The following is a 25,029-nucleotide window of genomic DNA, read 5'->3' as shown; positions in this document are numbered from 1 at the left end:
AAAGGGGCCGTCAGCCCTTGTTGGCGCCCAGCGTTAGACCGCTGACGAACTGCCGCTGCAGCACGAAGTAGACGATCAGCGTCGGGATGGCTGTCATCAGGGCACCGGCGGCGACCAGGTTGGGGTCGGTGAAGTACGCGCCGGAGAGGTTGTTCAGCGCCGAGGTGATCGGCATGTTCTCGCCGGTCGAGATCAGGACCAGGGCCCAGAAGAAGTCGTTGTAGATCCAGATGGACAGCAGTGTCGCCAGGGCCGCCATCGCCGGGCGGCACAGCGGCAGCACGATCTGCCAGTACTGCCGCCACACCGAGGCGCCGTCCACCAGCGCGGCCTCGGTCAGCTCGTGCGGCAGCGTGCGCATGTAGTTGCTGAGCACGAAGGCGCAGAAGCCCGACTGGAACGCGACGTGGATCAGGACCAGGCCGAGCGCGGAGTCGTAGAGCTTGCCGCTCATGGTGATGCCGGGAAGGTCGATCAGCAGGAACATCCGGTACAGCGGGGTGATGATGACCTGCTGCGGCAGCAGGTTGCCGGCCGTGAAGACCAGCAGCAGCGCCAGGTTGAGGCGGAAGTCGAAGCGGCTGACGTAGAACGCGACCATCGAGGACAGGAACAGCGTCAACAGCACCGCCGGGACGGCGATGATCATCGTGTTGACGAAGTAGTGGCTCATGTCCGACTGGGTGAACGCGTTCGTGAAGTTGTCGAAGTTCAGCGTGTCCGGCCAGGACACGTATCCCTTCTCGCTCGTCTCCGCGTACGGCCGCAGCGCCGAGTAGAGCGCCCAGAGCAGCGGCGCGAGCCAGGCCAGCGCCGCGCCCGCGAGGAAGACGTGCAGCAGGATCCGGGCCGGGCGGAGGGGCGTGCGGACCTTGGTCACGACGGTGGTGCTCATGCGCGCCGCTCCTTCCGGAAGGTGGCCACCAGATAGGGAATGATCACGACGAGCGAGATCAGCAGCAGGACGACCGCGATCGCGGAGCCGTAACCGATGCGGCTGGACTCGCCGATGATGTTGTTGGTGACCAGGATCGAGAGCAGCTCGGTGCCCTCGGCGCCCTTGTTGAAGACGAAGACCAGGTCGAAGGCGCGCAAAGCCTCGATGATGGTGACGACCAGGACGACGGTGTTGGTGGGGCGCAGGGTCGGGAAGATGACGTTCTTGAACGTCTGCCACTCGCTCGCACCGTCGAGCGCGGACGCCTCCCGCAGCGAGGGGTCGACGCCCTTCAGACCGGCCAGGTAGAGGATCATCATGTAGCCGGCGTGGCGCCAGGACGCGGCGACGAGGATCGCCCAGAGGTTGAGGTCCGGGTCGCCGATCCAGTCGATGTACTTGCCCGGCTCGTTGGCCCCGATGATGCTGTTGATCAGGCCGGTGTCGGGGTTGTAGATCAGCTGCCAGACGAAGCCGATGACGGCCATCGACATCACGACGGGCAGGAAGAACGCGGTCTGGTACACCCTGCTGAACCGGATCCGCTTGTCCAGCTGCACGGCCAGGAACAGGCCGAGCGGGGTCGGGATCACGATCAGGACGACGAACCAGATGACGTTGTGCTGGACGGCGGGCCAGAACTGCGGGTTGTTGGAGAACAGTTCCCTGAAGTTCTCCAGGCCGACCCACTTGATCGAGTCGAAGCCGATGCCGTCCCAGGTGGTGAAGGCCAGCGCGACGGAGGCGAGGGCCGTCACCCAGACGAGGGCGATGTGCAGGATCGTGGGCAGGCCGGCCATCAGACCGAGGGTCATCCGGTCGCGGCGGGTCAGCAGGCGGCGGTGCCCGTCGGGCACCTTCTTCGCGCGGGCAGCGCCGGGAGGCGGCACGGCGGCCGCCTCCGGGATCTCCTTGGTGGTTTCTGTGGTCATGTCGATCAGCCCGACGCGAAGATCGTCTTCTTCTGGCGCTCGATCGAGGACAGCAGGCTGTCCACGCCCTTGGGGTCGCGGATGAACTTCTGCAGCGCGGGCTGCATCACCGTGGAGGTGAAGTCGGGGCGGGAGTCCCGGTCCATGAACTGGGTCAGGGACTTGGCGCCGGCGATCATGTCGTACGCCTTCTTCTGCAGCGCGGTGTACGACGAGGTGTCGGCCTTGGTGGAGGCGTGGACCGAGCTCGGGTCGGACTTGAGGTAGACGGTCTCGGCCTCCGGAGTGCCCAGGTACTCCAGGAGCTTGACGGCCTCGGCCTTGTTCTTCGGGCTCTTGCTCATCATGAAGCCGTCGGTCGGCGCCTCGACGGTGTCCTGCCCGAACTGCGGGTCGATCTCCGGGAAGGCGAAGAAGTCGAGGTCGTCCAGGGCGGCCTTGTCCGTGAACTGCTGGGCCACGAAGGTGCCGAGCAGATACATGCCGGCCTTCTTCGAGGCGAGCGTCTGGGCCGCGTCCTGCCAGGTGCGGCCGACGGCGCCCTCCTGGTGGTACGGGAGGATCTCGGTCCACAGGTCGAAGACCTTGCGCACCTTGGCGTCGGTCCAGGAGGCCTTGCCGGCCATCAGGTCGACGTGGAAGTCGTAGCCGTTCTGGCGGAAGTTGATCTGGTCGAAGGTGCCGAGCGCGGGCCAGGCGTCCTTGTCGCCGAAGGCGATCGGGACCAGCTTGTCCTTCTGCATCTGCTTGCACAGGGCGACGAAGTCGTCCCAGGTGGTGGGGACTTCGTAGCCGTTCGCCTGGAACACGCTCTTCCGGTAGAAGATCGCCCACGGGTACGTGTACAGCGGCACGAAGTAGTACTTGCCGTCCTCGCCCTTGCTGAGCTTGTGCATCGCCTCGGGGAAGTTGTCCCCGATGGTCTTCCACACGTCGTCGATCGGGGTGGCCAGGCCCTTGGCCGCGAAGAACTGCATCCGGTAGCCGGCGAACCAGGTGAACACGTCGTCCGGTGTGCCCTGGAGGTAGGAGTTGATCTGCTCCTGGAAGGTGTTGGAGTCCTTGGTGTTCACGTCGACCGTGATGCCGGACTTCTTCTTGTAGGCCGCGTAGATGTCCGCGAACGCCTTCTTCGGCACGGCGTCCGACGCCTTGGAGCCGAGGGTGACGGTCTTGGGGTCGCTCGCCGTGCCGCTGCCGCCGCAGGCGCTGAGCAGCGGAATGCCCGCGCCGAGTACGGCGGCGCCGCCTATGCCGCGCAGCAGGGTGCGACGACCGGGCGAGGGCAGTGAGAGACCGGAGGGGGAGAAGTGCTGCATCTACGGCTCCTGGTGGCAGGGTTCGATCATGAGGGTCGAGGGTGTCGAAGTCCGTCGTAACCGATCAGAAATCAACTTGACCGAACACGATGGCGCAATAACAGCCGTATGTCAGGTCATGCGTCAAGAGATGTCGATCGCCGTTTCGGAAACGTGACCGATATCTCGAACCCTCGTTCACCTTCGAGATGATCGAACCCGCGTACCTCATGAAGATCACGCCGCTACCTTTCGGCCATGACGACATCGAGTACGCCCTCACACCTCCCCTCCGTGACCCTGCGCGGTCGGAGCGGCGCGCTGTGGCTGGAGGACGGGTCACTGCAGCTGGAACAGGACGGCGTGCGAAGACGCATACCGCTGACGGCCGTCGAGGAGGTCCGATCCACCGAGCGCCCGCGGGGGGTGGAGGTGGTGCTGACCGCGCCGGAAGGGACGAGCGCGGCCGTCTACCGGGTCGCGCATCGCGCCGCGTCGGCGCGGGACGTGTTCGTCGCGACCGTGAACGCCGCACTGCCCGCGCGGGACGCTCAGGAGGAGCGCCGGGACGGGGCCGAACTGGTCGAGGTCCGGCCTGGACCGGTCCGACCCGCCTGGCACAGGAGGGCGTTCGCGGATGCCGGGCCGGTGCTCGCCATCGGCCTGCCGATCGTGGGCTGGATCGCCGGTCTGGTCACGCTGATCACGCACGCCGACCTCCTCGGCGCGATCCTGTGGTTCTTCGGTACCAAGCCCTTGATCATCGGCCTCTACCTGTACGGCGTGTCCGCGAAGACGCTGTACGACCGCGCGATCCTGCGCCGCCGCGGGATCTCCGTCCTCGCGGCCTTCCACCGCCATGACGGCAAGAAGCGGATGTTCCGGTTCACCGACCTGGACGGCGTCCCGCACGACTGCGAGATCGACAACGCCGCCGAACCCGTCAGCACCTCGCCGGAGCGCTTCCAGGTCAGCTACGACCCGCGCGACCCGGGGCGGATGGCGGCCAGGCTCCCCGTGCGCACCTGGGTGCTGCGCTCCCTGGGCGTCGGCGTCTTCGGCACGCTGTTCCTCTACGCCGGGCTGTACATGGTCCCGTACCAGCTGATCCAGGTCCTGTCCCAGTAGTTCGGAGCCGCCCCCGGAACTAGCGCACGACCACGGTGCCGGTCTCGGTCACCTGGTCGACGTCCGACGTCCGCACGGTCACCTTCATCTCCCACTTCCCGGCGATCGGCAGATTGAGAAAGCTGTTGCCCCAGTAGCCGCCCTTGTCGGTGAGTTCGGCGTCGAGGGGGCCGATGTCCTTGGCCGGGAGCGTGAAGGAGACGCGCAGTTCGGGGACGATGGACACGCCGCCGTCGGGGCCGTAGACGAGGGCCTCGATGGAGTTGTCGCCGACCCGGCCCGGGTCGAGGGTGATCTGCACCTTGCCGTGGCCGCCGGGGGTGCCGACGTCGAAGGGCACGTTGGTCACGGAGGCGCCGACGACCGCGGGCGCCCCGGCCGCCGCCTCGGCCTCCGCACGGCCGGGCAGGGTACTGGTGAGCAGCGTGGTGAGCGCCAGCACCGCCGCGCCGACGGCGACTTCGGCGAGGACGGAGCGGCGCAGCGCCCGGCGGTGCGGGTCCGTGGACGGCGCTACGTCGGTCCGCGGCGGCTCGGGCAGCGGCGGGCCGCCGGACGGCTCGGGCACCTTCTCCCGTACGACCGTCTCCGCGGCTGTGTCGACCGTGGCCAGCCGGGCCGTCCAGCCGCGGGAGACGGCCGCCGCCGCGAGCAGCAGCACCACGCCGGCCAGCTTGAGCGTCAGAAGCCTGCCGTACGTCGTGCCGGTGAGCGCGTCCCAGGAGCCGAGGCCGCGCCAGGACTGGTAGACGCCGGTGACGACGAGAACCGTCACGGATGCGAAGGCGAGGCGCGAGAAGCGGGTGACCACCGCCGGGGTCAGCCGGGCGCGGTACAGCGTGCCGAGCAGGGCCGTGAGGCCGCCCAGCCAGACCGCCGTGGCGAGCAGATGCAGGACCGAGGACGTCATCGCCACCGGCACCTGGATGCCCGCGGAGGCGTGCTCGCCTGCGGCCCAGGTCGCGGCGAGTCCTACGGCGAGGGCGGCGCCTGTCCAGCCGAAGGGCCTACGGCGCTTGGACAGTCGTACGAGGTAGAGGGCGGCCGCCGGCAGGAGGGCCAGGCGGGCCAGCAGGACCTCGCCCGGGCGGCCGGTCAGCGTGCGGGTGAGGGAGTCGACGCTCAGGGACCCGAGAGGTCCCTCGCCCGTCTCGTACGGGGCCCGCAGCACCAGCAGGGCGAGGGTCGCGACGAGGAGGGCCCACCAACTCGTCCTGAGCAGTTGGTGGAGAACGGGGGCGTCCGGTGGACGGCAGACCGCCGTGAACGTCGCGGTGCCGATGAGCAGGGCGCCGGCGAGGTAGGCCAGATAGCGGGCGATGTTGTAGAGGGCCCTGGTCGCCGGGTCCTCGGTGGGGCCGGCGTCCACGGTGGCCGTGGTGAGGGAGGGTTTGCCGACGGAGAAGGTGAACGCCCCGGACACCGGGTGGCTGTCTGCCGACACCACCCGCCAGGCGACGGTGTACGTCCCCTGCGCCAGCTTCGCCGGCAGCGTGACACCGGCGGTCTCGGCGCCGTCCGAGCCGTGCTGCGGCTCCCCCGTGCGCAGACGTCGGCCGTCGGGGCCCAGGACGCGGAAGGAGTCCTCCAGCAGGCCGACGGACTCCGTGAAGGTCAGGGTGATGTCACGGGGGGCCGACTTGAGGACGGTTCCCTCTTCGGGGTCGGCGGCACGGAGGGCGGCGTGAGCGGATGCCGGTCCCGTGCCGCCGAGGAGGAACAGGACCAGCAGGGGGCCCAGCAGCACCAGCCGTTGAAGCCGTCGCCGGTCTTTGAGCCGGCGGAGCGGTTGTCGGTCATCGCACCCCACGTGGGTCACATCTCCGTCTTCGGACTTGAGGCCTCGGGGGTATGTACGGACGCGGAGCCCTGCGGACTCAGCGCGTTCGGATGCGGGGTTGCGCAGGGGCGCTGCCGCTTCGACCCCCGGCATGGGCGCTTTCCGGTCGGGTCACGGAATCCCTCACCAGGTCGGCCGCGCCGACACTCCGCCGTCCACCACCAGATCGTGCCCCGTGATCCAGGACGCGAGCCCGGACGCCAGGAACACGCACGCGTCCCCCACCTCCTCCGGCCGCCCCAGCCGCCCGGCCGGCGCCGCCCCCACCCAGCGCCGTACGCCCTCGGGCCACGCCTCCTCCAGCCCTTCCCGGTGGATCAGCCCCGGTGAGACGGAGTTGACGCGGATGCCGAAGCGGCCGTACTCCAGCGCCGCCGACCGGGCGTGCATCCGTACCGCCGCCTTCGCCGCGGAGTAGTGCGCGTGCAGCGGTGCCGGGCGGCTCGCCTCGATGGACGCGATGTGGGTGATCGAACCGCCGCCCTCACCCCGCTCCCGCATGACCTCCACCGCCGCCTGCGTGCACGCGAAGACGCTCGACAGGTTGGTGTCCACGACCGCCCGCCACTGTGCCAGCGACATGCCCGGCAGCGCACACGTGGGTTGCACACCCGCGTTGTTGACCAGCGCCGTCAGGCGGCCGCCACCCCACTCGGCCGCCTCGGCCACCACGCGCCGGCACGCGTCCTCGTCCGTCAGGTCCGCCCGCAGGACGACGGCCCGTCCGCCCGACTCCCGGATCCGGGACGCCACTTCGTCCGCCGTCTCCACCGCCGTACGGCAGTGCAGGGCGACCGATGCCCCCTCCTGCGCGAACCGTGTCGCGATCCCGCGTCCGATGCCGCCGCCCGCGCCCGTGACCAGGGCGACCTGTCCTTCGAGGAGTCCGCTCATGGGCGGCACAGTGCCGCGATCCGGGTGGCCTCGGCGGGATAGCGCGCCGTCAGTTCCGCCAGGTCGCCGTGCTCATAGCCCTCGTAGGTGAAACCGGGTGCCATCGTGCAGCCGAAGAAGGTCCAGGACCCGCCCGCCGCCACCCGCGCGCCCATCCAGGTCCCGGCCGGGACGGTGAGCTGGATGTGCTGGCCGCGCGCTATGTCGGGGCCGAGCACGGCGGTGCGGGACGTGCCGTCGGGGGCGAGCAGCAGCATCTCCAGGGGGTCGCCCAGGTAGAAGTGCCAGACCTCGTCCGACGGCAGGCGGTGCAGGGCCGAGTAGTCGTCCGCGGTGAGCAGGACGACGATCGCGGTGCCCTGCGGCCGCCCGTCGGACAGCTCGGGCCCCGCCCAGGTCTGCCGGAACAGCCCTCCCTCGCGCGGGATCGGCTCGAGGGAGTAGTGCGCGACGAGTTCTTCCGGGGTCACACCCCGAACGCTACCTCGCGGTCCAGGAAGGCGAGTTGAGCTTTCTTCTCCGGGATGTACACGTCGGGGAGGTCGACCTCCGGCAGCACCACCACCGGGCCGGCCGTGAAGCCCTGACGGAGGAAACGGGCGATGGCCTTCTCGTTCCGTACGTCCGGATCGACCACGACCCGCGTGCGGTCCAGGGTCCGGAAGACGTACGACGCGACGACGGTCAGCAGCGCCGACGTCCAGCCGGGCCGCGCCCCCTGCGGACCGGCGGGCGCGAGCAGCAGATGGACGCCGAGGTCACCGGGAAGGACGTCGTAGCACTCACTGACGCGGTCGGCCTCCGGCTCGTACGTCTGGAGCACCGCGACGGGGACGTCCTCCCGTACGACCAGAAAGGCGTGGTGGGTGTGCAGGGTCGCCATGTGGGCGTAGATCTCGGTCACCTGGTCCTTGGTCAGGCCGTTCATGCCCCAGAAGGAGGCCCGTTCCTGGCTGACCCAGCCGTGGACGGCCTCGGCGTCGGCGTGCGGGTCCAGGGGGCGGATGCGGACGGTGCCGAAGCCGTCCACAGCCTGTTGATGAACGGGATGCGCGATTTCGCGGGCGCCCGTGGGCAGCTCAGACATCGGTTTCCTTCTCGAACTCGGTGAAATCGGTGACGACCGGGACCAGATCTCCCTTGAGCCACAAGGGGAGTTGGTCACGGTGATGGGGCGAGCCGGGGGCACCCCAGGCACCGAGCGGGACCACCCAGCGGCTGGCCTCGCGGTCGGCCAGGTCCCAGATGTAGCGGGCGGCGGGACCGCGCGCGCTCAGGTCGGTCAGGCCGGGGACGGACGACGTGCACAGGACGCAGTCGTGGTCGCCGGAGAGGCCGGGTTCCGCGAACGACGGGTCGGGGAGGGCCCGCCAGGGCGCCAGGCGGTGGGTGTCGCCCCAGGTTTCCCGGGACGCGGTGGGCAGCTGTGCGGCCACCTCCTCGACCGCCGCGCGAACCGTCTCGGCGCGGTCGATGCCGTACAACTCCTCGGCGCGCAGCAGGTGTTCGAGGGCGAACCCGACCCGCGGGAGCAGGGCCAGCCAGGGGAGGAGGACCTCCGGGTAGGCGGGCGGAGTGGCCAGCGCGGCGAAGGCCGGGTGCGCGGCGAGTCGCCGTACGACGGCACCGCGCACCCGCGCGTACACGGCCGCCGCGGCGCTGTCCGCGTCCATGCGACGGTCCCAGTTCAGGAGGGTCTGCCGGATGCGGGCGGCCTCGGGGGTGAGGGCGTCGAGGGGGCGCAGTAGGTCCAGGAGCGGCTCTGCGGAGGCCAGTCGGGTGTCCATGTGGATCGCCGGCATGTCGGCGGCCGACCAGCGCGCCTTCTCCGCCAGCAGCGCGGTGATGCGGTCGGCGCGATGGGGCGGGGCGAACTCGACGCCGAGCGGGGCGGCGACACCGCGCTGGTTGGCCATGGCGGCGACGCCGTCGGTGAGCCCGCCGCGCGGCGTCTCGTGCCAGCCGCGCCACTCGTGGCCGGGCTCCCAGGCGGGCACCAGCCGGACGCCGTTGACCTCGGACCGCACCGGCACCTTCCCGGCGACGCGGTGCAGCAGACCGCCCTCGGTGTCGGCGGCCTGGACGACGTTGACCGGCTCGGCCCACAGGTCGACGGCACGGTCGACGTCGGCGACGCGGCGGGCACGCAGGAGGGGGAGGAGGGCGCTGAAGCCGAGGTCGGCGGTGACGCGGGGCGGGTAGCGGAGGGATACGGCGAGGGGTGGGGCCTCGGGGAACTCACTGGAGGAACCTTCCTGCAGACCATCCGACAGCCCCTCGGGCCCCCCGATCACCACCGGCCCGCGCTCGGTCTCGATCACCTCGACCTCGACCGGCCCCTCCCCCGCGACCTCCACGACCTCCGTGTGCCGGACGGCCCGGCGCCACACGCCGTCCGGGTCCAGGGCCTCCACACCCGCCCCGGTGCGCCGCAGCCGCTCCCGGTACAGGTCCTGATAGTCGGCCATGGCGTTGGTGATGGCCCAGGCGACCGTGCCGGTGTGGCCGAAGTGGGCGATGCCGGGGACGCCCGGGACGGCGAGGCCGACGACGTCGAACTCCGGGCAGGAGAGGTGGATCTGCTGGTAGACGCCGGGTTCCTCGATGAAGCGATGCGGGTCGCCGGCGATGACGGCCTGCCCGGTGACGGTCCGCTCCCCGCTCACCAGCCAGCCGTTGCTGCCGGAGGTGCCGGGCCCGTCGGCGGCGAACAGCCCCACCGCGTCGGCACCGAGATGCCGTACGACCTGCTCGCGCCAGAGCTTGGCCGGGAAGCCCGCGAACAGGATGTGGATGGCGAGCCAGACGCCCAGCGGGCTCCATGGCTCCCAACGGCCCGGCGTCAGACCGGCCTTCGCGAACTCGGGGGTGCGGCGGGCGCCTTCGGCGAGTCCCTCGTTGACACCGTCGACGTACGCCCGCACCCACCCCGCCGTCTCCGCGTCCCGCGCCTCCAGCTCGGCGAAGCAGCGTCTCGCCGTGTCGTCGAGGCGGGCCCGTCTGACGAACCGGTCCCAGGGCAGGGCCTCGGCGCCGAGGAAGGACGCGGAGGTGCCCTGCGCCCGGTGCCGTTCGACCTCCAGTTGCCAGGCGCGGTCGAGGGCGGTGACGCGGCCCTGGACCCGGGCGAGTTCTCTCGCCCCGTCGGCGCGGAGATGCGGTATGCCCCAGGCATCGCGGAAGATCTCGCCGGTCACCTGTGCCCCTCCTTTGCTTTAGGTTAGGCTTCCCTAAGTTATTGGTGCGGGAATGGTACTTGAAGGGTGAAGAAGCCATGGGGCAGGGGCACGGTTGGGAGGGCGCGGTCCTGAAGCTGCTGCGCGCGAAGGACTTCGTGTTCACGGTGACGGGGGCCGAGGACGTCACCGAGAACTACCGCCGGGTCCACCTCACGGACGGCGGCATGCTGGCGGCGACCGGCGTCCACCCCACCATGTGGGTCCGGCTGTGGTTCGACAACGCGGGCAAGCCCCATCAGCGCGCGTACACCCTGGTCGACCCGGACCCGGCGGCCGGCACCTTCAGCCTGGAGTTCGCACTGCACGAGGGGTGCGCCAGCGACTGGGCGCGGGCGGCCGAGCCCGGCGACACCATCGAGGCGACCATCCACGGCACGGGCTTCGAGCACCCCGACCCCGCCCCCTCCCATGTCTTCGCGATAGCCGACCCGGCCTCACTCCCCGCCCTCAACTCGCTGCTCGGCACCCTGGACGCGACCCCGGCGACGGTGTGGTTCGAGGGCGAGCAGGACGGCCTGCCGTTCCGTACCGCCGCGTCCCGCCACGACGTACGGACGCTGCCGAGGCGGGACGCCGGGGCCCACCTCGTCGCCCGAGTGAAGGACACCCTGCCCGAGCTCCTCAAGGGCACGCCGGACCCGTACGTCTGGATCGCCTGCGACACGGCGACGACCCGGGCCCTCACCTCGTACGTCCGCAAGGAACTGGGTCTGCCGAAGCAGCGGGTGAACGCGCTGGGGTACTGGCGCGCCTGAACCGGGCAGGGGCGCGCCCCCCTTGACGCGCCCCTGCCCCCGCGCGCGTCCGGGTGGCGCGCGCGGCATGATCGGGTCATGGACGTCACCCTGCATCTCGCCCAGGATCCCGAGGCCGACGAACTCCTCGGCCGCAGCCCGCTCGCCGCGCTGGTCGGCATGCTGCTGGACCAGCAGGTACCGATGGAGTGGGCGTTCAAGGGGCCCCGTACGATCGCGGACCGGCTCGGCGCGGACGACCTGGACGCGCACGACATCGCCGCCCAGGACCCGGACGCGTTCGTGGCCCTGCTGTCGGAGAAGCCGGCCGTGCACCGCTACCCGGGGTCCATGGCCAAGCGGATCCAGCAGCTGTGCCAGTACCTCGTCGAGCACTACGACGGTGACGCCGAGCTCGTCTGGAAGGGCGTCGACGACGGCCGCGAACTGCTGCGCCGCCTGGAGGACTTGCCCGGCTTCGGCAAGCAGAAGGCCCAGATCTTCCTCGCCCTGCTGGGCAAGCAACTGGGCGTACGCCCGAACGGCTGGCAGGAGGCCGCGGGCGCCTACGGCGAGACCAAGTCCTTCCGCTCCGTCGCCGACATCACGGGCCCCGACTCACTGGCCAAGGTGCGCGCCCACAAACAGGAAATGAAGGCGGCAGCGAAGGCGGCGAAGGGCGCGGGGAGGTAGGCGGGGGCTTGCGGGGGGTGCCACGGCGCCTGCGCGGATGCGTGGGGCCCGGGTCGCGGGCGTGGAGGGGTGGGCGGGGGCGGGGGTCGCAGGTCGTCGAGGGGCAGGCGGGGGTCACCGGTCGTCGAGGGACGGGCGGGGGCACAGACCGCCGACCATCCGGCGCAGGCCACAGGCCGCCGAGGGGCGGGCGCGGACCACAGACCGCTGAGCGGGGGGGCGCGGGCCACAGGTCGCCGAGCGGCGGGCGCGGACCACAGGCCGCCGAGGGGCGGACCACAGGCCGCCGAGGGGCGGGCCACAGGTCGCCGAGCGGCGGGCGCGGACCACAGGCCGTCGAGCGGCGGGCGCGGACCACAGACCACCGGGCCACGGACGCAGGCCGTCGAGGCTCGGGCGCAGGCCCAGGCCGCCGGGCACGAACCACAGACCGCCGACCACCGAGCGCGGGCCACGGACCGCCGACCACCAGGCGCGGGCCGAGGCGCTGGCCTGGGTCGCTGTGCCGCGCGGAGCGTTTCCCGATCCGGTGTACCCGCGAGGGGAGCGCGGCCGGCACTCGGCAAGCCAGCCGTCGGGGTCGGGTTCGGGGGCCGACACGCGGCAAGCGCGCAGTCGGAGCATGCCGACCGTCACTCGGCAAGCCGGCGGTCGAGCCGGGCACGGCCGTCGATGTCCGCGAGGCCCTCGATGCCGGCGCAGCCGTTCGGCGTCGGTGGAAGTACGACGCGGAGGTCGGCCGGCAGCAGTCGTCAGCCGACTGGCCCGTCCCGAATGGCGCGTCCCGCCGCCTCGTTCTCAGCATGGAGCATGAACGAGGCGCCGAGCGGCTCCCCCTGGGGCCGGGACTATGACGACCGGCGGATTCACTCCGGCCATTCACCCGGGCCGCCGGGGTCGTCGGCGTCGCATGAGCCCGAGCCGCCCTTCGAGGGCCCCCTGCACGCCCTCTCCCGTGCCGCCTGGCAGGTCGTGCTCGTCACCGGGGTCGCCTCCCTGGTCCTCGGCGTGCTGATCCTCGTCTGGCCGGACGCCTCGCTCCGGGTCGCCGGGATCCTCTTCGGCCTCTACCTCCTGACCAGCGGCGTGTTCCAGCTGGTCGCCGCCTTCGGCACGCATCGCACGACCTCGCTGCGGGTGCTGGCCTTCGTCAGCGGCGCCCTGTCGATCCTGCTCGGCCTGTTCTGCTTCCGCGGCGCGATGCAGTCGACCCTGCTGCTCGCCCTGTGGATCGGGATCGGCTGGCTCATCCGCGGCATCACCCAGAGTCTGGCCGCCGCCTCCGACCAGTCCGTGCCGGCCCGTGGCTGGCAGATCCTCCTCGGCGTCGTCACCTTCCTCGCCGGGATCGTGCTGATCGTCTCGCCGGTCGAGTCGGTCACCGTGCTCATGGTGCTCGGCGGGTGCTGGCTGGTGGCGGTCGGCCTCGTCGAGATCGTCACCGCTCTGCGGCTGCGGGGGATGGCCCGTCAGGTCCCGCAAGAACTGTGACAAGGACTGTGACGGGAACGGTGACACGCACAGTGATACGCACCCCCTGCCCCTACGCCGAGCGGGCGGATTCCCGCCGAACGGGATGAACGCCGTACGGCCCCCGGGGAGATGACCTTCCGTGAGTACCGCACGATGCCGCTCGCGCAGCCGCGCCTGGCTGCGGGCCCTCGTGCTGCTCCTCGCTCTGCTCGTGCCCGGCGCGCACGCCCAGGCGCACGCCCTGCCCACAGTCGCCGGCGCCTTCGCCGAGATCGCCGAGCACGACGTCCTCGACACGGCCCTGCGGCCAACGGCCCGTACCGACCGGCGCACAGCCGTACGCACCCGTCCGGCCCCGCCGTCGAAGCCGGCGCCCTGCGCCTCACCGGTCCCGCGGCTCACCGCGCCGCCCCGGCCGCCGTACGTCCCGCACCTCCTGCGCACCGTGGTCCTGCGCTGCTGACAGACCCCCTCAACGAGGTCAGTCAGTACGACACAAGGAGCACAGTCATGCCCACCGACCACTACGCGGTCCTGCGCGCCCTGCTGCGCGCGGAGGCCGCACGCAACACGCCGAAACCGCACGCGAAGAAGGACAAGCCGCAGCCTCCGAAGGACCGGGAGCGCGGCTGACGCGGCCGCGGCGGAGGCGGGCTTCTCCGGGTCATCGCCTCCGCCGCGCCGTACCGAAGAGCGACCGGGTGAGCCCCCGCCCCCGTGGAGCCGCTCGCACGCCGACTCCTTGTCCACAGCCTGTGCATATCGCCCGTGCAGCGCGGACGACGTCACCGCCCCCTTTCGAGCGAATCAGCCGCACGATCCGCGTGATCGAGCCCAGGAACGCCTTGGACGCGTCGTCGACCTCAGAGCGGCGGTCGCTCCGGCCAGGCCTCCGCACACTCGTGCTCCGGCGTTCGCGCTCCGGGGCGACTCACCCGGCCGGCCCATGGACCCGAACCGTTTTCCGATCCGGCACCCTGTTCGACTCGCCCCCGGCCACCAGCTCGGCTTCCGGTCGGGTCCGTTCCGGCTTCGGAGCGGCCGTCATTCCCGCGATGATTGCCGTTTCATCCCGGTTTGACACATCTTTTCCACCGTCGCACTCCGTCGCCATGGCTGCGCCCGGAACGTCTTGACCGGTAGGCTTTCCGTGTGATCTTCAAGCGCATCGGAAACGGCCGGCCGTACCCCGACCACGGCCGGGAAAGCACCCGGCAGTGGGCGGACGTCGCGCCGCGCCCGGTCCGCCTCGATCAGCTCGTGACGACCAAGGGCCAGCTCGATCTGGAAACCCTGCTCGCCGAGGACTCGACGTTCTACGGCGACCTCTTCGCGCACGTCGTGAAGTGGCAGGGCGACCTGTACCTGGAGGACGGCCTCCACCGCGCGGTGCGCGCGGCGCTGCAGCAGCGCCAGGTGCTGCACGCGAGGGTCCTGGAACTGGACTGACCGCGGGCTGACGCGGCCGGGCGTCCCCTGTTGCCCCTTTCGGGTTGGTCCGGGCGGCCTCGAATGATCATCTAGTAGGCATTGCCGCTCGGGCGGACTACGCTGCGCCCATGAGCATGCTGACTCCCTCCGGCATGGGCGGCCAGTACCGGATCCGGGGGGACAAGTACCCACGGATGCGGCCCCGTCGGCGGCGCGGCAGGCTCGCCGCCATCGGCGTCGCCTCCGTAGCCGCGCTCGGCATGATCGGCTGGGGCACGCTGCAGCTCATCGACGTCTTCACGGGCGGCGGCGATAAGGCTTCGGCGGCCGGCCCCAAGTCCGGCTGCGGGACCGGGCCGCCCCCCTCGCCCACCGCGACCGCGCCGCCGCCCGAGCCGGGCCGCATCACCGTCAACGTCTTCAACGCCACGACCCGCAGCGGGCTCGCCAAGAAGACCGCGGACGAACTCAAGAAGCGCGGCTTCAAGATCGGCGACGTGGGCAACGCGACCAAGACCTACGACAAGAAGGTCAAGGGCACCGGGATACTGCTCGGCCCCGCCGCGTCCCTGAACACCTCGCTGCCGGTCCTGGCCACCCAGCTCACGACGGCCGAACGCCGCACCGACGCCGCCCGCAAGGACACGACGGTGGACCTGATCCTCGGCAACGCCTTCAAGGACCTCGCCAAGAAGCCGGACGCCGACAAGGCGCTGGCCGCGCTGGCCGCACCGAAGCCGACGCCCACCTCGAAGAAGGGCTGCTGAGAAACGCCCCAGCGCCCCAGCGGCACGGTGGGCGCCGTAGCGGCACGGTGGTGTGGGGGCTACTCGGCCGCGCCGTACAGGCGGTCTCCCGCGTCGCCCAGCCCCGGCACGATGTACCCGAGCTCATTCAGGTGATCGTCCACCGCAGCCGTGACCACCGTCACCGGCGTCCCCGCCAGCTCCCGCTCCATCAGCTCGACGCCCTCGGGCGCGGCCAGAAGCACCACGGCGGTCACATCGTCGGCGCCGCGCTTGATGAGCTCCTGAATCGCCGCGACCAGCGTGCCGCCCGTGGCCAGCATCGGGTCCAGGACGTACACCTGACGCCCGGAGAGGTCCTCGGGCATGCGTGACGCGTACGTGGACGCCTGCAGCGTCTCCTCGTTGCGGACCATGCCCAGGAAGCCCACCTCGGCGGTCGGCAGCAGCCGGACCATGCCGTCCAGCATGCCGAGCCCGGCGCGCAGGATCGGCACGACCAGGGGGCGCGGGTGGGAGAGCTTGACGCCGGTGGTGGCGGCGACCGGGGTCCGGATGTCGACCGCCTCGGTGCGCACGTCCCGCGTGGCCTCGTAGGCGAGCAGGGTGACCAGTTCGTCGGCGAGCCGGCGGAAGGTCGCGGAGTCGGTGCGCTGGTCGCGCAGCGTGGTGAGCTTGTGGGCGACCAGAGGGTGGTCGACGACGTGGAGGCGCATGTCCACAACATTAACCGGGCCGGGTATGCCCGGCGTCCCCACGCGCAGCAAGCCCAGGGCCTCGCGTTCACCCGTGTGCTGGCATCAAACCGCCCATCGGAGGGAATGTGGGAGGGACGTACCGGGGGTGGTGAACCTATGCCGAATCCTGAGTCGCCGGCGGATCCCGCGCAGGACTCGCAGGACTCGCAGGAGGAGACCGACGCCGCGCGCCGGCGGCGCCGGGCCCAGTTCCTGCGGGAACTCACCGAGGCGCGCGAACTGCGGGACCGCGTCCAGCCGCGCCGCGCCAAGGCGGCCCGCCTTCGCCACGCCATGCGTATGCGAACGTTCCGCTGGTAGAGCGAGCCGGCGGGGAAGATCCGCGTCCATCGGGGACGTTGGAGCGGTGGGCGTGCGTGGGCACCTGTAAAGCCGCGTACGATCCGCACGTGGCGGCAACGAGTGTGCTGGTGAGTCCTTCGCGGACGTGCTCGCGGAACCCCTCGGGCCAATGCGGTCAAAACTGCCGGACACAGGGAGCCGAAGACGTCCCCTGAACGCCTAGTTTCTGCCACGATTCCGAGTGGGTGGGCTCGGAGCACAGCTCTCCCCGCCCCCAACCTCCGCCGGGGGGACCCCCAACCGGCACGCCTATGACCAGTGGGAGAGTCACGGTGTACTTCGCCGCACTGCTCGCGCGCACCGAAGACGGGTGGGAAGCGAGCGACACAGAGCTCGACGATGTGGAGACCCTGTCGGATCTGGCCGACCTGGCCCGTGAAGCCTCGCCCGAGGACGACACGGTGCTCGTGCTCCTCGAGCAGGAGGACGCCTGGTTCGGAGTCGTCCGGATCGACGGCGAGGACGACCCTCGTATCTACGTCTCGGACGCCGCCGCAGCTGCCCGCAGCAGCTACGGCGAGATCCTCCTCACCGACGAACTGCTCGGCAGGGATCCCGACGACGACAGCGCCGATCTGGACGCCCTGGACCTCGACGGCACGGAGGAGCCGGACGGCGACTCCGACGACGACGAGGACGGCGGCTCCGCCGAGGCGGTCCCGCACAGCCCCGTCGGCGACAGCGAGATCCTCGACGACCTCGGCGTCAGCGAGAAGGAGCTGAAGGCCCTGGACGCCGAGGACGCGCTCAGCGCGATCGCCGAGGCGCTGGGTGCCTCGGAGGTGCTGGAGACCGTCCGCTGACCTCGTTCGACCAGGGGCCGGCGCCCGAGCTGCCCGACCCCGTACGCGACCGCTGGCGGGCCGCGATGCGGCTCGCCCTGGACGAGGCCCACCTGGCCGTCCGGGGCGGGGACGTCCCCGTCGGCGCGGTCGTGCTGTCCGCCGACGGTACGACCGTGCTCGGCGCCGGGCACAACGAGCGCGAGGCGACCGGCGATCCGACCGCGCACGCCGAGGTGCTGGCGATTCGCAGGGCCGCGGCCGAGCTCGGGGAGTGGCGGCTGTCGGGCTGCACACTCGTCGTCACGCTGGAGCCGTGCACCATGTGTGCCGGCGCGCTCGTGCAGTCCCGGGTGGACCGGGTCGTCTACGGCGCCCGGGACGAGAAGGCCGGCGCGGCGGGCTCGCTCTGGGACGTCGTACGCGACCGCCGGCTCAACCACCGGCCCGAGGTGATCGAGGGCGTCCTCGCCGAGGAGTGCGCCCGGATTCTCACCGACTTCTTTCGGGCGCGGTGAGCCGAGCCCGGCGTACGAGCTCCGTGAATACCGATTTCAGAGCATGGCCAGGCGTGCTGTAAGGTCTCCCTCGGTAGCGTGTCCGAGCGGCCGAAGGAGCTCGCCTCGAAAGCGAGTGTGGCGCAAGTCACCGAGGGTTCAAATCCCTCCGCTACCGCCGAAGAAGGGCCCCGTCGAAGGACGGGGCCCTTCGTGCTGTTGATCTCCCGTGAGGCGCGAAGGTTACACTCACCGCCGGTAACACGGGCCCCTTTCGGCTCTTTCGACTCATTCGGCACGGCAGGCATGGCAGTCACAGCACAGCAGCCACAGGGGAGGCCGCGATGGCGGTGAATTCCAAGAAGATCGCCGTCTATCTGCTCGCGGTCTTCGTGCTCTATGTGATCATCACGGACCCGGCCAAGGCGGCGGACTACGTCCAGGTAGGGTTCGAGGGCATTTCGGACGCCGCCAAGGCCATCGGCGACTTCATGACGTGGATCGCCAACGGAGGCGACAGCTAGGGCCTGTCTAGGGAGTACTCATGATCCGCCACCTGGTCCTCTTCAAGCTCGCCGAGGGTGTCGAGCGCGACGACCCGCGCGTCGTGGAGGGCGAGAAGGCCTTCCGCTCGCTGGAGGGCAAGATCCCCGAGATCCGGCACTGGGAGCTCGGCTGGAACCTCAGCGACCGTCCGATCGCCTACGACTTCGCCATCAACTCCGCCTTCGACGACGCGGCCGCCCTGCGCGCGTACGTGGAGCACCCCGAGCACCAGGCGGGCGTCGCGCTGTGGCGGGAGTTCGCCACCTGGGTGATCGCCGACTACGAATTCTGAGCCGGGCGGCGCCCCGATCCCCGTGAAGCCCTCCGCCGGAACGGCGGGGGGCTTTCGCGTGTCTAACGCAGCCCTTTCGTCCCCAACACGGGATTATGCGGTACTTGAACACAATGAACTGTCTTGTGATGCTATGACCGCTTTTGACGGATGAGTTGATGGATCACGAGGTGGAGTTGACCGTGCCGGCCAGTACTGCGCCTCAAGCCCCGACCCAGGAGGACCCTCCCACGTCCCCGCCGCCCCGCAGCCGCGGTGCCGACACCCGGGCGCTCACCCAGGTGCTCTTCGGGGAGCTCAAGGAGCTGAAGCCTGGCACGCCGGAGCACAACCGCGTACGCGGGGCGCTCATCGAGGCGAACCTCCCGCTCGTGCGCTACGCGGCCGCCCGGTTCCGCTCCCGCAACGAGCCCATGGAGGACGTGATCCAGGTCGGCACCATCGGGCTCATCAACGCCATCGACCGCTTCGACCCGGACCGGGGGGTGCAGTTCCCGACGTTCGCGATGCCGACGGTCGTCGGCGAGATCAAGCGGTACTTCCGGGACAACGTCCGCACGGTCCACGTACCGCGTCGGCTGCACGAGCTGTGGGTCCAGGTCAACAGCGCGAGCGAGGACCTGACCACCGCCTTCGGGCGGACCCCGACGACCGCCGAGATCGCCGAGCGGCTGCGCATCACCGAGGACGAGGTGCTCTCCTGCATCGAGGCCGGGCGGTCGTACCACGCCACCTCCCTGGAGGCGGCGCAGGAGGGCGACGGGCTGCCCGGACTGCTGGACCGGCTCGGCTACGAGGACCCGGCCCTGGACGGCGTGGAGCACCGGGACCTCGTACGGCATCTGCTGGTGCAACTCCCCGAACGCGAGCAGAGAATCCTGCTTCTGCGGTACTACAGCAACCTCACCCAGTCGCAAATCAGTGCGGAACTCGGGGTATCCCAGATGCACGTTTCGAGGCTACTCGCGCGTAGCTTCCAGCGGTTGCGTTCGGCGAACCGGATCGACGCGTAACCGCATACAGGATCGAGCGGTCACCGTCGCGAGCGAATCGCTCACCAGGGCGGATCCCGACAGTTCAGGCCCGAAATACCGTCAGACCCCCTTTATCCAGGGCGGATTCGAGTCTCACATGTCGACATGTCACTACAGCGTGTTGCCGACATGTGACATTCTTCGGGAAGCGCGTTTGCCGTGGCTTCGGCTCCGGTATTCAGGTGAAGGCTGGCGTTCCTCGATCGGAGCGTTCGCCACGACCGTCCCGCGACCCAAAGGGGGTGGCATGTCCGCAGACCAGGGCAGCTCGAAGGTGCTCACGCTCACGAAGAGCGAGTCCGCGCCCGACGCCGCGCTCGACGACGTACCGGCCCTGGAGGCCGCCGAAGCACCGGCCCTCCCGGCCGCCGACGTCCCGGCCTGGCCGGCCTCGGCGAATCTCGACACCCGCACCCTTTCCCGCTCCCTGTTCCTGCGGCTCGCCGCACTGGAGGAGAACAGCCCCGAGCGTGCCTACGTCCGGGACACCCTGATCGAGCTCAACCTCCCGCTCGTGCGCTACGCGGCCGCCCGGTTCCGCTCGCGCAACGAGCCGATGGAGGACATCGTCCAGGTCGGCACCATCGGCCTGATCAAGGCGATCGACCGCTTCGACTGCGAACGGGGCGTGGAGTTCCCGACGTTCGCGATGCCGACGGTCGTGGGCGAGATCAAGCGCTTCTTCCGCGACACGTCGTGGTCGGTGCGCGTCCCGCGCCGCCTCCAGGAGCTGCGGCTGGCCCTCACCAAGGCCAGCGACGAGCTCTCCCAGAAGCTGGACCGCTCCCCGACGGTGACCGAGCTCGCCGCCGTGCTCGGCGTGTCCGAGGAGGACGTCGTCGACGGCCTCGCGGTCGGCAACGCCTACACAGCCTCCTCGCTGGACTCCCCGGCCCCGGAGGACGACGGCGGCGAGGGCTCCCTGGCCGACCGGCTCGGCTACGAGGACACCGCCCTCGAGGGCGTCGAGTACCGCGAGTCCCTCAAGCCGCTGCTGGCCAAACTGCCGCCCCGCGAGCGCCGGATCATCATGCTGCGCTTCTTCGCCAACATGACCCAGTCGCAGATCGGCGAGGAGGTCGGCATCTCCCAGATGCATGTCTCCCGGCTGCTGACCCGGACGCTGGCTCAGCTGCGCGAAGGGCTCATCTCCGACTGACCCCTTCATATTTGACGAAGCGTCAGCCACCATGGCCCGATGCTTCGCCGGACATGGACGACCTCGACACATGGCCGTCGGTGCGCCCTGATGGGCGCGTCGGCGGCCGTCGTCTGCCTGGGCGGGATGCTCGCCGCGTGCGGGGGCGGCGGGGGCGGTGACGGCTACGTCGCCACGGGGGCGGCGGGAGGACCGCCCCGCGTCTCCGGTACGGCTGTCGCGCCGACGGGCGAGGTGACGCTGGTGCCGCTCGACGGGCCGGAGAGCGGCGGCGTCAGCACCGGTAGTGCGGGTGGCGGTTCCGGCAACTCCTCCGGGCGGGACGGGAGTCGGGCTCCGGCACCCTCGCAGGGAACGGAGAGCGAAGAGGAACAGCCGGAGAGTCCCACCCGACCCCCGAGCGGCACCCACAGCCCTGCGGCCAGGCCGGCCGACTCGGCTGCCCCGCCCGGCAGTTCACCCGCTCCCTCGACGTCCGCGCCCACCCAGGCACCCGCGCCCGCGAAGCTCACCGTGAGCGATCCCGAACGGGTGCCCGCGGACGAGCGCTGGTGCGAGAAGGTGACCCTCGGCTTCCACAACTCGGGCGGTACGGCCGTGCGTTCGGGCACCGTGACCTTCGGCACCCACATCATCGGCGCGCTCGGCATCGACTGGGCGACGATCGAGTCGACGCGGGAGCTCCCGGCGCCGATCGGAGCCGGGGCACACAAGGAGAAGACCTGGACGGTGTGTGTGGACGCCTGGCGGGTGCCGCTCGGCATGCACATCGAGACGCGCGACGTCTCCGTCCGGTGGAAGTGAGCCCGCCGGCGACTACTTGAGCGCCAGCCAGGCCACCGCCGCCACGATCGCCACGGCGACGATCACGCCCAGGATCAGGCCGATGCGCGGACCGGAGGAGGCGGCCGCCTGCTGCCGACCGCCCTGCGGGCCCTCGTCGACGAACGCACGGAACATCTGGGTGCTGCCTGCGGGGTCGTGGTTGCCCTGGGGGCCCTGGGTGTTAGCCATGGCCTGAGACCCTAGCGAATCCGCCCGTGCGGCCCAAGTGGGGGCTCCGTACCTGCACAGGGGGGCACAGGACCCGCCCCACCTGCACATTTACGCTCGCAACACTTGCCTTTGCCAAGTTTTTATGTCGCGCACACCCTCATTTGTTTGCCTGTAGCAACCAAGTGCTTCTATGGTTGCCCTAAGCAACAAACGACGGAGGTGTGATGGCCGAGCAGGCGCAGTACGAGGAGCTGGTCCGTCAGTTCAGCGCCTTCGGCGCCGTGAAGAGGGAGATGGGGCGGATCCTGCCGTCCGACTGTCCCTCCGGCTCCGCCGCCGTACTGACACTGCTGAGCCGCCACGGCGACATGCGCATGAGCAAGCTCGCCGAGCTGCTGGCCGTGGACATGTCGGTCACCAGCCGCCATGTCGCCCACGTCGCCGAGCGCGGCTGGATCGAGCGCTCCCCCGACCCGGCGGACAAGCGCAGCCGCATCCTGCGCCTCACCCCGGCGGGCGAGGAGCGCGTCCGGGAGATGTCCCGGCGGACGACCCAGTTGCTCGCCGAGCGGTTGAGCGACTGGACCGACGAGGAGGTCGCCCAGCTCACCGGGCTGATGACCCGGCTGCGGGCGAGCTTCGACGACTGCCGGTCCACGCACAGACCGCCGGCGCCGCACGAACCCGAACACCCCACCCGTACACCCGCGATCACCCAGTAGGAAAAGGAACTTCATGGCAACGACCACACCAGCCGGTGTGCGGGCGCACGCCAAGCATTCGTCAGGCGCCGACGGTGCCCCGATGTCGCACCGGCAGATCATGGAAGCGCTGACCGGGCTGCTGCTCGGCATGTTCGTCGCGATCCTGTCGTCGACGATCGTCTCCAACGCTCTGCCCGACATCATCAAGGACCTCGGCGGCGGCCAGAGCGCCTACACCTGGGTGGTCACGGCGTCGCTGCTGGCGATGACCGCGTCCACCCCGCTGTGGGGCAAGCTGGCCGACCTCTTCTCCAAGAAGCTGCTGATACAGCTGGCCCTCGTCGTCTTCGTGGCCGGCTCGGCGCTCGCCGGTCTGTCGCAGAACTCCGGGATGCTGATCGCGTTCCGTGCGGTGCAGGGCATCGGCATGGGCGGTCTGTCGTCGCTGGCGCAGATCATCCTGGCCGCGATGATCTCCCCGCGTGAGCGCGGCCGGTACAACGGCTACCTCGGCGCCACCTTCGCCACCGCGATGGTCGGCGGCCCGCTGATCGGCGGCGTCATCACCGACACCGACTGGCTGGGCTGGCGCTGGTGCTTCTACGTCGGCGTGCCCTTCGCCGTCATCGCCCTGATCGTGCTCCAGCGCACCCTGCACCTGCCGGTCGTCCGGCGGAAGGTCAAGGTCGACTGGGCGGGCGCCTTCTTCATCACCGCCGCGGTCTGCCTGCTGCTGGTCTGGGTCACCTTCGCCGGTGACAAGTACGACTGGCTGTCCTGGCAGACGTACGCGATGACCGGCGGCGCGCTCGCGCTGCTGCTGATCTTCATCTTCGTCGAGTCCAGGGCGAGCGAGCCGATCATCCCGCTGCGCCTGTTCCGCAACCGCACCATCACCCTGGCCTCGCTGGCCTCCCTGTTCGTCGGCATCGCGATGTTCGCGGGCACGATCTTCTTCAGCCAGTACTTCCAGCTGGCGCGCAACGAGTCGCCGACCATGTCCGGCGTCCTGACCATCCCGATGATCGTCGGCCTGTTCATCTCGTCGACCGTCTCCGGCCAGGTCATCACCCGCACCGGCCGTTGGAAGGCATGGCTGCTGGCCGGCGGTGTGCTGGTGACGGCGGGCCTCGGACTGCTGGGCACGATCCGCTACGACACCGAGTACTGGCACGTCGCGATCTTCATGGCCCTGCTGGGTCTCGGCGTCGGCATGATGATGCAGAACCTGGTCCTCGCCACGCAGAACCAGGTGGACCCGAGCGACCTGGGCGCCGCGAGCTCGGTCGTCAACTTCTTCCGCTCCCTCGGCGGTGCCATGGGCGTCTCGGCGCTCGGCGCGGTCCTGAGCCACCGGATCACGCACTACGCCGAGGAGGGCCTCACCAAGCTCGGCGTGCAGGGCACGTCCGGCCACGGTGAGATCCCCGACCTCGACGCGCTGCCCGGCCCGGTGCGCACGGTCATCGAGAGCGCGTACGGCCACGGCGTCGCCGACGTCTTCCTGTACGCCGCGCCGATCGCCTTCCTCGCCCTGCTGTTCGCCCTGTTCATCAAGGAGGTCCCGCTGAAGACCAAGGGCGCCCTGGCGCAGGCCGCCGAGGCCGAGAACCCGGCGCCGGCCCAGAGCGCGGCAGCCGCGCCGGCCGCCACGGAGGAGCGGGTGCCGAGCTGGGCCGTCACCTCCGCCGAGACCGAGGCCGCTACCGAGGCCGCTGCCGACGCCACCCGGAAGCTCGCCGCCGTGGCCACGGTGGCCCGCCCCGAGGAGACCGGCGGTGCGGCCGGCGGTGTCCCGGTCCGCGGCTTCGTGCGGGGCGCCGAGAGCGCGCCGGTGCCGCAGGCCGCCGTCACGCTGATCTCGCTGGCCGGACGGCAGCTGGGCCGGTCGGTGGCACACGCCGACGGTTCCTACGCGGTGGACGCGCCGGGCGCGGGTTCGTACGTCCTGATCGCCTCCGCCGACGGCTTCCAGCCGCAGGCGTCCACGATCGTCGTGAACGGCGACGACCCGGTGGCCTACGACATCCTGCTCAGCGGCACCAGTGGGCTGAGCGGTGTCGTCCGCACGGTGCAGAGCGCGCTGCCGGTGAAGGACGCGATGGTGATCGTGACCGACGTGCGCGGGGATCTGCTGGCCACCGCGGCCACCGGTGAGCAGGGCGAGTTCAGCTTCGCCGAGCTGGTGCCGGGTGCCGTGACCGTCGCGGTGAACGCCGCCGGATACCGGCCGCGCGCCCTGCCCGTCGAGATCGGCGGCACCGGGGTCACCCGGATCGAGGTCGATCTGGAGGCGGGTGCCGAGGTCCAGGGCGTCGTACGGGCGCCGCACGGGCCGCTGGCCGACGCGCGGGTCACCCTGGTCGACGCCGCGGGCAATGTCGTCGGCACCGCCACCACCGGTCCGGACGGGGCGTACGCCTTCACCGACCTGGACGGCGGTGAGTACACGGTCATCGCGACGGGCTACCCGCCGGTGGCGACCGCGCTGACGGTGACCGGTCGCGGCGTCGACGACCACGACATCGAACTCGCCCACCCCGGCGATTAGTCGAACCCCGGCCCGTGGTGTGG

Annotated in this window: 29 protein-coding genes and 1 tRNA gene; 19 read left to right on the top strand and 11 right to left on the bottom strand. The window is 70.6% G+C overall.

Annotation, left to right across the window (positions count from 1 at the left end; genetic code table 11):
• Window positions 1-10 precede the first annotated feature (10 nt).
• The 3 genes from ACZ7NC_RS16835 to ACZ7NC_RS16825 are packed head-to-tail and all read right to left on the bottom strand — an operon-like array spanning window position 11 to window position 3,188.
• Window positions 11-895, bottom strand: coding sequence for a carbohydrate ABC transporter permease (locus tag ACZ7NC_RS16835; RefSeq protein WP_471488909.1), 885 nt, complete (start codon window positions 893-895; stop codon window positions 11-13).
• Window positions 892-1,869, bottom strand: coding sequence for a carbohydrate ABC transporter permease (locus tag ACZ7NC_RS16830; RefSeq protein ID WP_471488907.1), 978 nt, complete (start codon window positions 1,867-1,869; stop codon window positions 892-894). Before ACZ7NC_RS16830 ends, ACZ7NC_RS16835 begins: the two co-directional genes overlap by 4 nt.
• 5 nt (window positions 1,870-1,874) lie before the next feature.
• Window positions 1,875-3,188 (bottom strand): ABC transporter substrate-binding protein, encoded by a 1,314-nt coding sequence (locus tag ACZ7NC_RS16825; protein WP_471488905.1) that lies wholly within the window; start codon window positions 3,186-3,188, stop codon window positions 1,875-1,877.
• Between the two features lie 237 nt (window positions 3,189-3,425).
• Here ACZ7NC_RS16825 and ACZ7NC_RS16820 point away from each other — a divergent pair, with 237 nt between their 5' ends.
• Window positions 3,426-4,295: a hypothetical protein gene (locus ACZ7NC_RS16820; RefSeq protein ID WP_471488903.1), complete on the top strand. Its 870-nt coding sequence runs from the start codon at window positions 3,426-3,428 to the stop codon at window positions 4,293-4,295.
• Between the two features lie 19 nt (window positions 4,296-4,314).
• On the opposite strand, the gene ACZ7NC_RS16815 is transcribed toward ACZ7NC_RS16820, so the two are convergent.
• The 5 genes from ACZ7NC_RS16815 to ACZ7NC_RS16795 all read right to left on the bottom strand — a co-directional run bounded on the left by ACZ7NC_RS16815 (window position 4,315) and on the right by ACZ7NC_RS16795 (window position 10,226).
• Window positions 4,315-6,042 carry a copper resistance CopC/CopD family protein gene (locus tag ACZ7NC_RS16815; RefSeq protein WP_471488901.1) on the bottom strand — a complete coding sequence of 576 codons (1,728 nt, stop codon included), beginning with the start codon at window positions 6,040-6,042 and terminating at the stop codon, window positions 4,315-4,317.
• A 216-nt stretch (window positions 6,043-6,258) separates the two neighbouring features.
• Entirely contained in the window at window positions 6,259-7,029 is a 771-nt protein-coding gene (locus ACZ7NC_RS16810; protein ID WP_471488899.1) for an SDR family NAD(P)-dependent oxidoreductase, read from the bottom strand.
• Entirely contained in the window at window positions 7,026-7,499 is a 474-nt protein-coding gene (locus ACZ7NC_RS16805; protein ID WP_471488897.1) for a cupin domain-containing protein, read from the bottom strand. The genes ACZ7NC_RS16810 and ACZ7NC_RS16805 overlap by 4 nt, the downstream gene beginning before the upstream one ends.
• Complete coding sequence (locus ACZ7NC_RS16800) at window positions 7,496-8,116, bottom strand: GNAT family N-acetyltransferase (protein WP_471488895.1); 621 nt, start codon at window positions 8,114-8,116, stop codon at window positions 7,496-7,498. The genes ACZ7NC_RS16805 and ACZ7NC_RS16800 overlap by 4 nt, the downstream gene beginning before the upstream one ends.
• Window positions 8,109-10,226, bottom strand: a complete 2,118-nt coding sequence (locus tag ACZ7NC_RS16795) for a penicillin acylase family protein (protein ID WP_471488893.1) — start codon at window positions 10,224-10,226, stop codon at window positions 8,109-8,111. Before ACZ7NC_RS16795 ends, ACZ7NC_RS16800 begins: the two co-directional genes overlap by 8 nt.
• 77 nt (window positions 10,227-10,303) lie before the next feature.
• Between ACZ7NC_RS16795 and ACZ7NC_RS16790 the strand changes: the two genes are divergently transcribed.
• Entirely contained in the window at window positions 10,304-11,023 is a 720-nt protein-coding gene (locus ACZ7NC_RS16790; protein ID WP_471488891.1) for a siderophore-interacting protein, read from the top strand.
• Window positions 11,024-11,101: 78 nt separating this feature from the next.
• Window positions 11,102-11,695, top strand: coding sequence for an HhH-GPD-type base excision DNA repair protein (locus ACZ7NC_RS16785; RefSeq protein WP_471488889.1), 594 nt, complete (start codon window positions 11,102-11,104; stop codon window positions 11,693-11,695).
• Between the two features lie 114 nt (window positions 11,696-11,809).
• Here the strand turns inward: ACZ7NC_RS16785 and ACZ7NC_RS16780 are convergent, their stop codons facing one another.
• Window positions 11,810-12,295: a hypothetical protein gene (locus ACZ7NC_RS16780; protein ID WP_471488887.1), complete on the bottom strand. Its 486-nt coding sequence runs from the start codon at window positions 12,293-12,295 to the stop codon at window positions 11,810-11,812.
• A gap of 210 nt (window positions 12,296-12,505) precedes the next feature.
• On the opposite strand from ACZ7NC_RS16780, the gene ACZ7NC_RS16775 reads away from it, so the two are divergent.
• From ACZ7NC_RS16775 to ACZ7NC_RS16755, 5 genes are all read left to right on the top strand, one after another.
• The gene (locus ACZ7NC_RS16775) at window positions 12,506-13,186 is read left to right on the top strand and encodes an HdeD family acid-resistance protein (protein WP_471488885.1); all 681 of its coding nucleotides are present in this window, start codon (window positions 12,506-12,508) and stop codon (window positions 13,184-13,186) included.
• Window positions 13,187-13,307: 121 nt separating this feature from the next.
• Window positions 13,308-13,631, top strand: a complete 324-nt coding sequence (locus ACZ7NC_RS16770) for a hypothetical protein (protein WP_471488883.1) — start codon at window positions 13,308-13,310, stop codon at window positions 13,629-13,631.
• Window positions 13,632-13,678: 47 nt separating this feature from the next.
• Window positions 13,679-13,801, top strand: coding sequence for a hypothetical protein (locus ACZ7NC_RS16765; RefSeq protein ID WP_471488881.1), 123 nt, complete (start codon window positions 13,679-13,681; stop codon window positions 13,799-13,801).
• Between the two features lie 519 nt (window positions 13,802-14,320).
• Window positions 14,321-14,617 (top strand): type II toxin-antitoxin system VapB family antitoxin, encoded by a 297-nt coding sequence (locus tag ACZ7NC_RS16760; protein ID WP_003999914.1) that lies wholly within the window; start codon window positions 14,321-14,323, stop codon window positions 14,615-14,617.
• A gap of 134 nt (window positions 14,618-14,751) precedes the next feature.
• On the top strand, window positions 14,752-15,366 hold the full coding sequence (locus tag ACZ7NC_RS16755) for a LytR C-terminal domain-containing protein (RefSeq protein ID WP_471489075.1): 615 nt from the start codon (window positions 14,752-14,754) through the stop codon (window positions 15,364-15,366).
• A gap of 59 nt (window positions 15,367-15,425) precedes the next feature.
• Here ACZ7NC_RS16755 and upp read toward each other — a convergent pair whose 3' ends face one another.
• Window positions 15,426-16,061, bottom strand: coding sequence for a uracil phosphoribosyltransferase (gene upp / locus ACZ7NC_RS16750; protein WP_471488879.1), 636 nt, complete (start codon window positions 16,059-16,061; stop codon window positions 15,426-15,428).
• Between the two features lie 138 nt (window positions 16,062-16,199).
• Here upp and ACZ7NC_RS16745 point away from each other — a divergent pair, with 138 nt between their 5' ends.
• From ACZ7NC_RS16745 to ACZ7NC_RS16705, 9 genes are all read left to right on the top strand, one after another.
• Window positions 16,200-16,403, top strand: coding sequence for a hypothetical protein (locus ACZ7NC_RS16745; protein ID WP_471488877.1), 204 nt, complete (start codon window positions 16,200-16,202; stop codon window positions 16,401-16,403).
• 314 nt (window positions 16,404-16,717) lie between these two features.
• Window positions 16,718-17,248, top strand: a complete 531-nt coding sequence (locus tag ACZ7NC_RS16740; protein WP_471489073.1) for a tRNA adenosine deaminase-associated protein — start codon at window positions 16,718-16,720, stop codon at window positions 17,246-17,248.
• 65 nt (window positions 17,249-17,313) lie between these two features.
• On the top strand, window positions 17,314-17,745 hold the full coding sequence (gene tadA / locus ACZ7NC_RS16735) for a tRNA adenosine(34) deaminase TadA (protein ID WP_471488875.1): 432 nt from the start codon (window positions 17,314-17,316) through the stop codon (window positions 17,743-17,745).
• 72 nt (window positions 17,746-17,817) lie between these two features.
• Window positions 17,818-17,902, top strand: a tRNA-Ser gene (locus tag ACZ7NC_RS16730).
• Between the two features lie 166 nt (window positions 17,903-18,068).
• The gene (locus ACZ7NC_RS16725; protein WP_356575803.1) at window positions 18,069-18,248 is read left to right on the top strand and encodes a hypothetical protein; all 180 of its coding nucleotides are present in this window, start codon (window positions 18,069-18,071) and stop codon (window positions 18,246-18,248) included.
• A gap of 20 nt (window positions 18,249-18,268) precedes the next feature.
• The gene (locus tag ACZ7NC_RS16720) at window positions 18,269-18,562 is read left to right on the top strand and encodes a Dabb family protein (protein WP_471488873.1); all 294 of its coding nucleotides are present in this window, start codon (window positions 18,269-18,271) and stop codon (window positions 18,560-18,562) included.
• A gap of 158 nt (window positions 18,563-18,720) precedes the next feature.
• Window positions 18,721-19,575, top strand: coding sequence for an RNA polymerase sigma factor SigF (locus ACZ7NC_RS16715; RefSeq protein ID WP_471488871.1), 855 nt, complete (start codon window positions 18,721-18,723; stop codon window positions 19,573-19,575).
• Between the two features lie 268 nt (window positions 19,576-19,843).
• The gene (locus ACZ7NC_RS16710) at window positions 19,844-20,755 is read left to right on the top strand and encodes an RNA polymerase sigma factor SigF (protein WP_471488869.1); all 912 of its coding nucleotides are present in this window, start codon (window positions 19,844-19,846) and stop codon (window positions 20,753-20,755) included.
• Window positions 20,756-20,794: 39 nt separating this feature from the next.
• Window positions 20,795-21,559 (top strand): hypothetical protein, encoded by a 765-nt coding sequence (locus ACZ7NC_RS16705; RefSeq protein ID WP_471488867.1) that lies wholly within the window; start codon window positions 20,795-20,797, stop codon window positions 21,557-21,559.
• Window positions 21,560-21,571: 12 nt separating this feature from the next.
• Here ACZ7NC_RS16705 and ACZ7NC_RS16700 read toward each other — a convergent pair whose 3' ends face one another.
• Window positions 21,572-21,769 carry a hypothetical protein gene (locus ACZ7NC_RS16700; RefSeq protein ID WP_471488865.1) on the bottom strand — a complete coding sequence of 66 codons (198 nt, stop codon included), beginning with the start codon at window positions 21,767-21,769 and terminating at the stop codon, window positions 21,572-21,574.
• Window positions 21,770-21,975: 206 nt separating this feature from the next.
• Here ACZ7NC_RS16700 and ACZ7NC_RS16695 point away from each other — a divergent pair, with 206 nt between their 5' ends.
• A complete protein-coding gene (locus tag ACZ7NC_RS16695; RefSeq protein ID WP_471488863.1) occupies window positions 21,976-22,473 on the top strand; it encodes a MarR family winged helix-turn-helix transcriptional regulator in 498 nt (165 codons plus the stop codon).
• An 82-nt stretch (window positions 22,474-22,555) separates the two neighbouring features.
• A complete protein-coding gene (locus tag ACZ7NC_RS16690) occupies window positions 22,556-25,006 on the top strand; it encodes an MFS transporter (RefSeq protein ID WP_471489071.1) in 2,451 nt (816 codons plus the stop codon).
• Window positions 25,007-25,029: the final 23 nt, after the last annotated feature.

The organism is Streptomyces sp. NPDC111802 (genome assembly GCF_055634335.1).
Note: the sequence above shows the minus strand (reverse complement) of the source record. Positions and strands in the feature narration are given on the sequence as shown.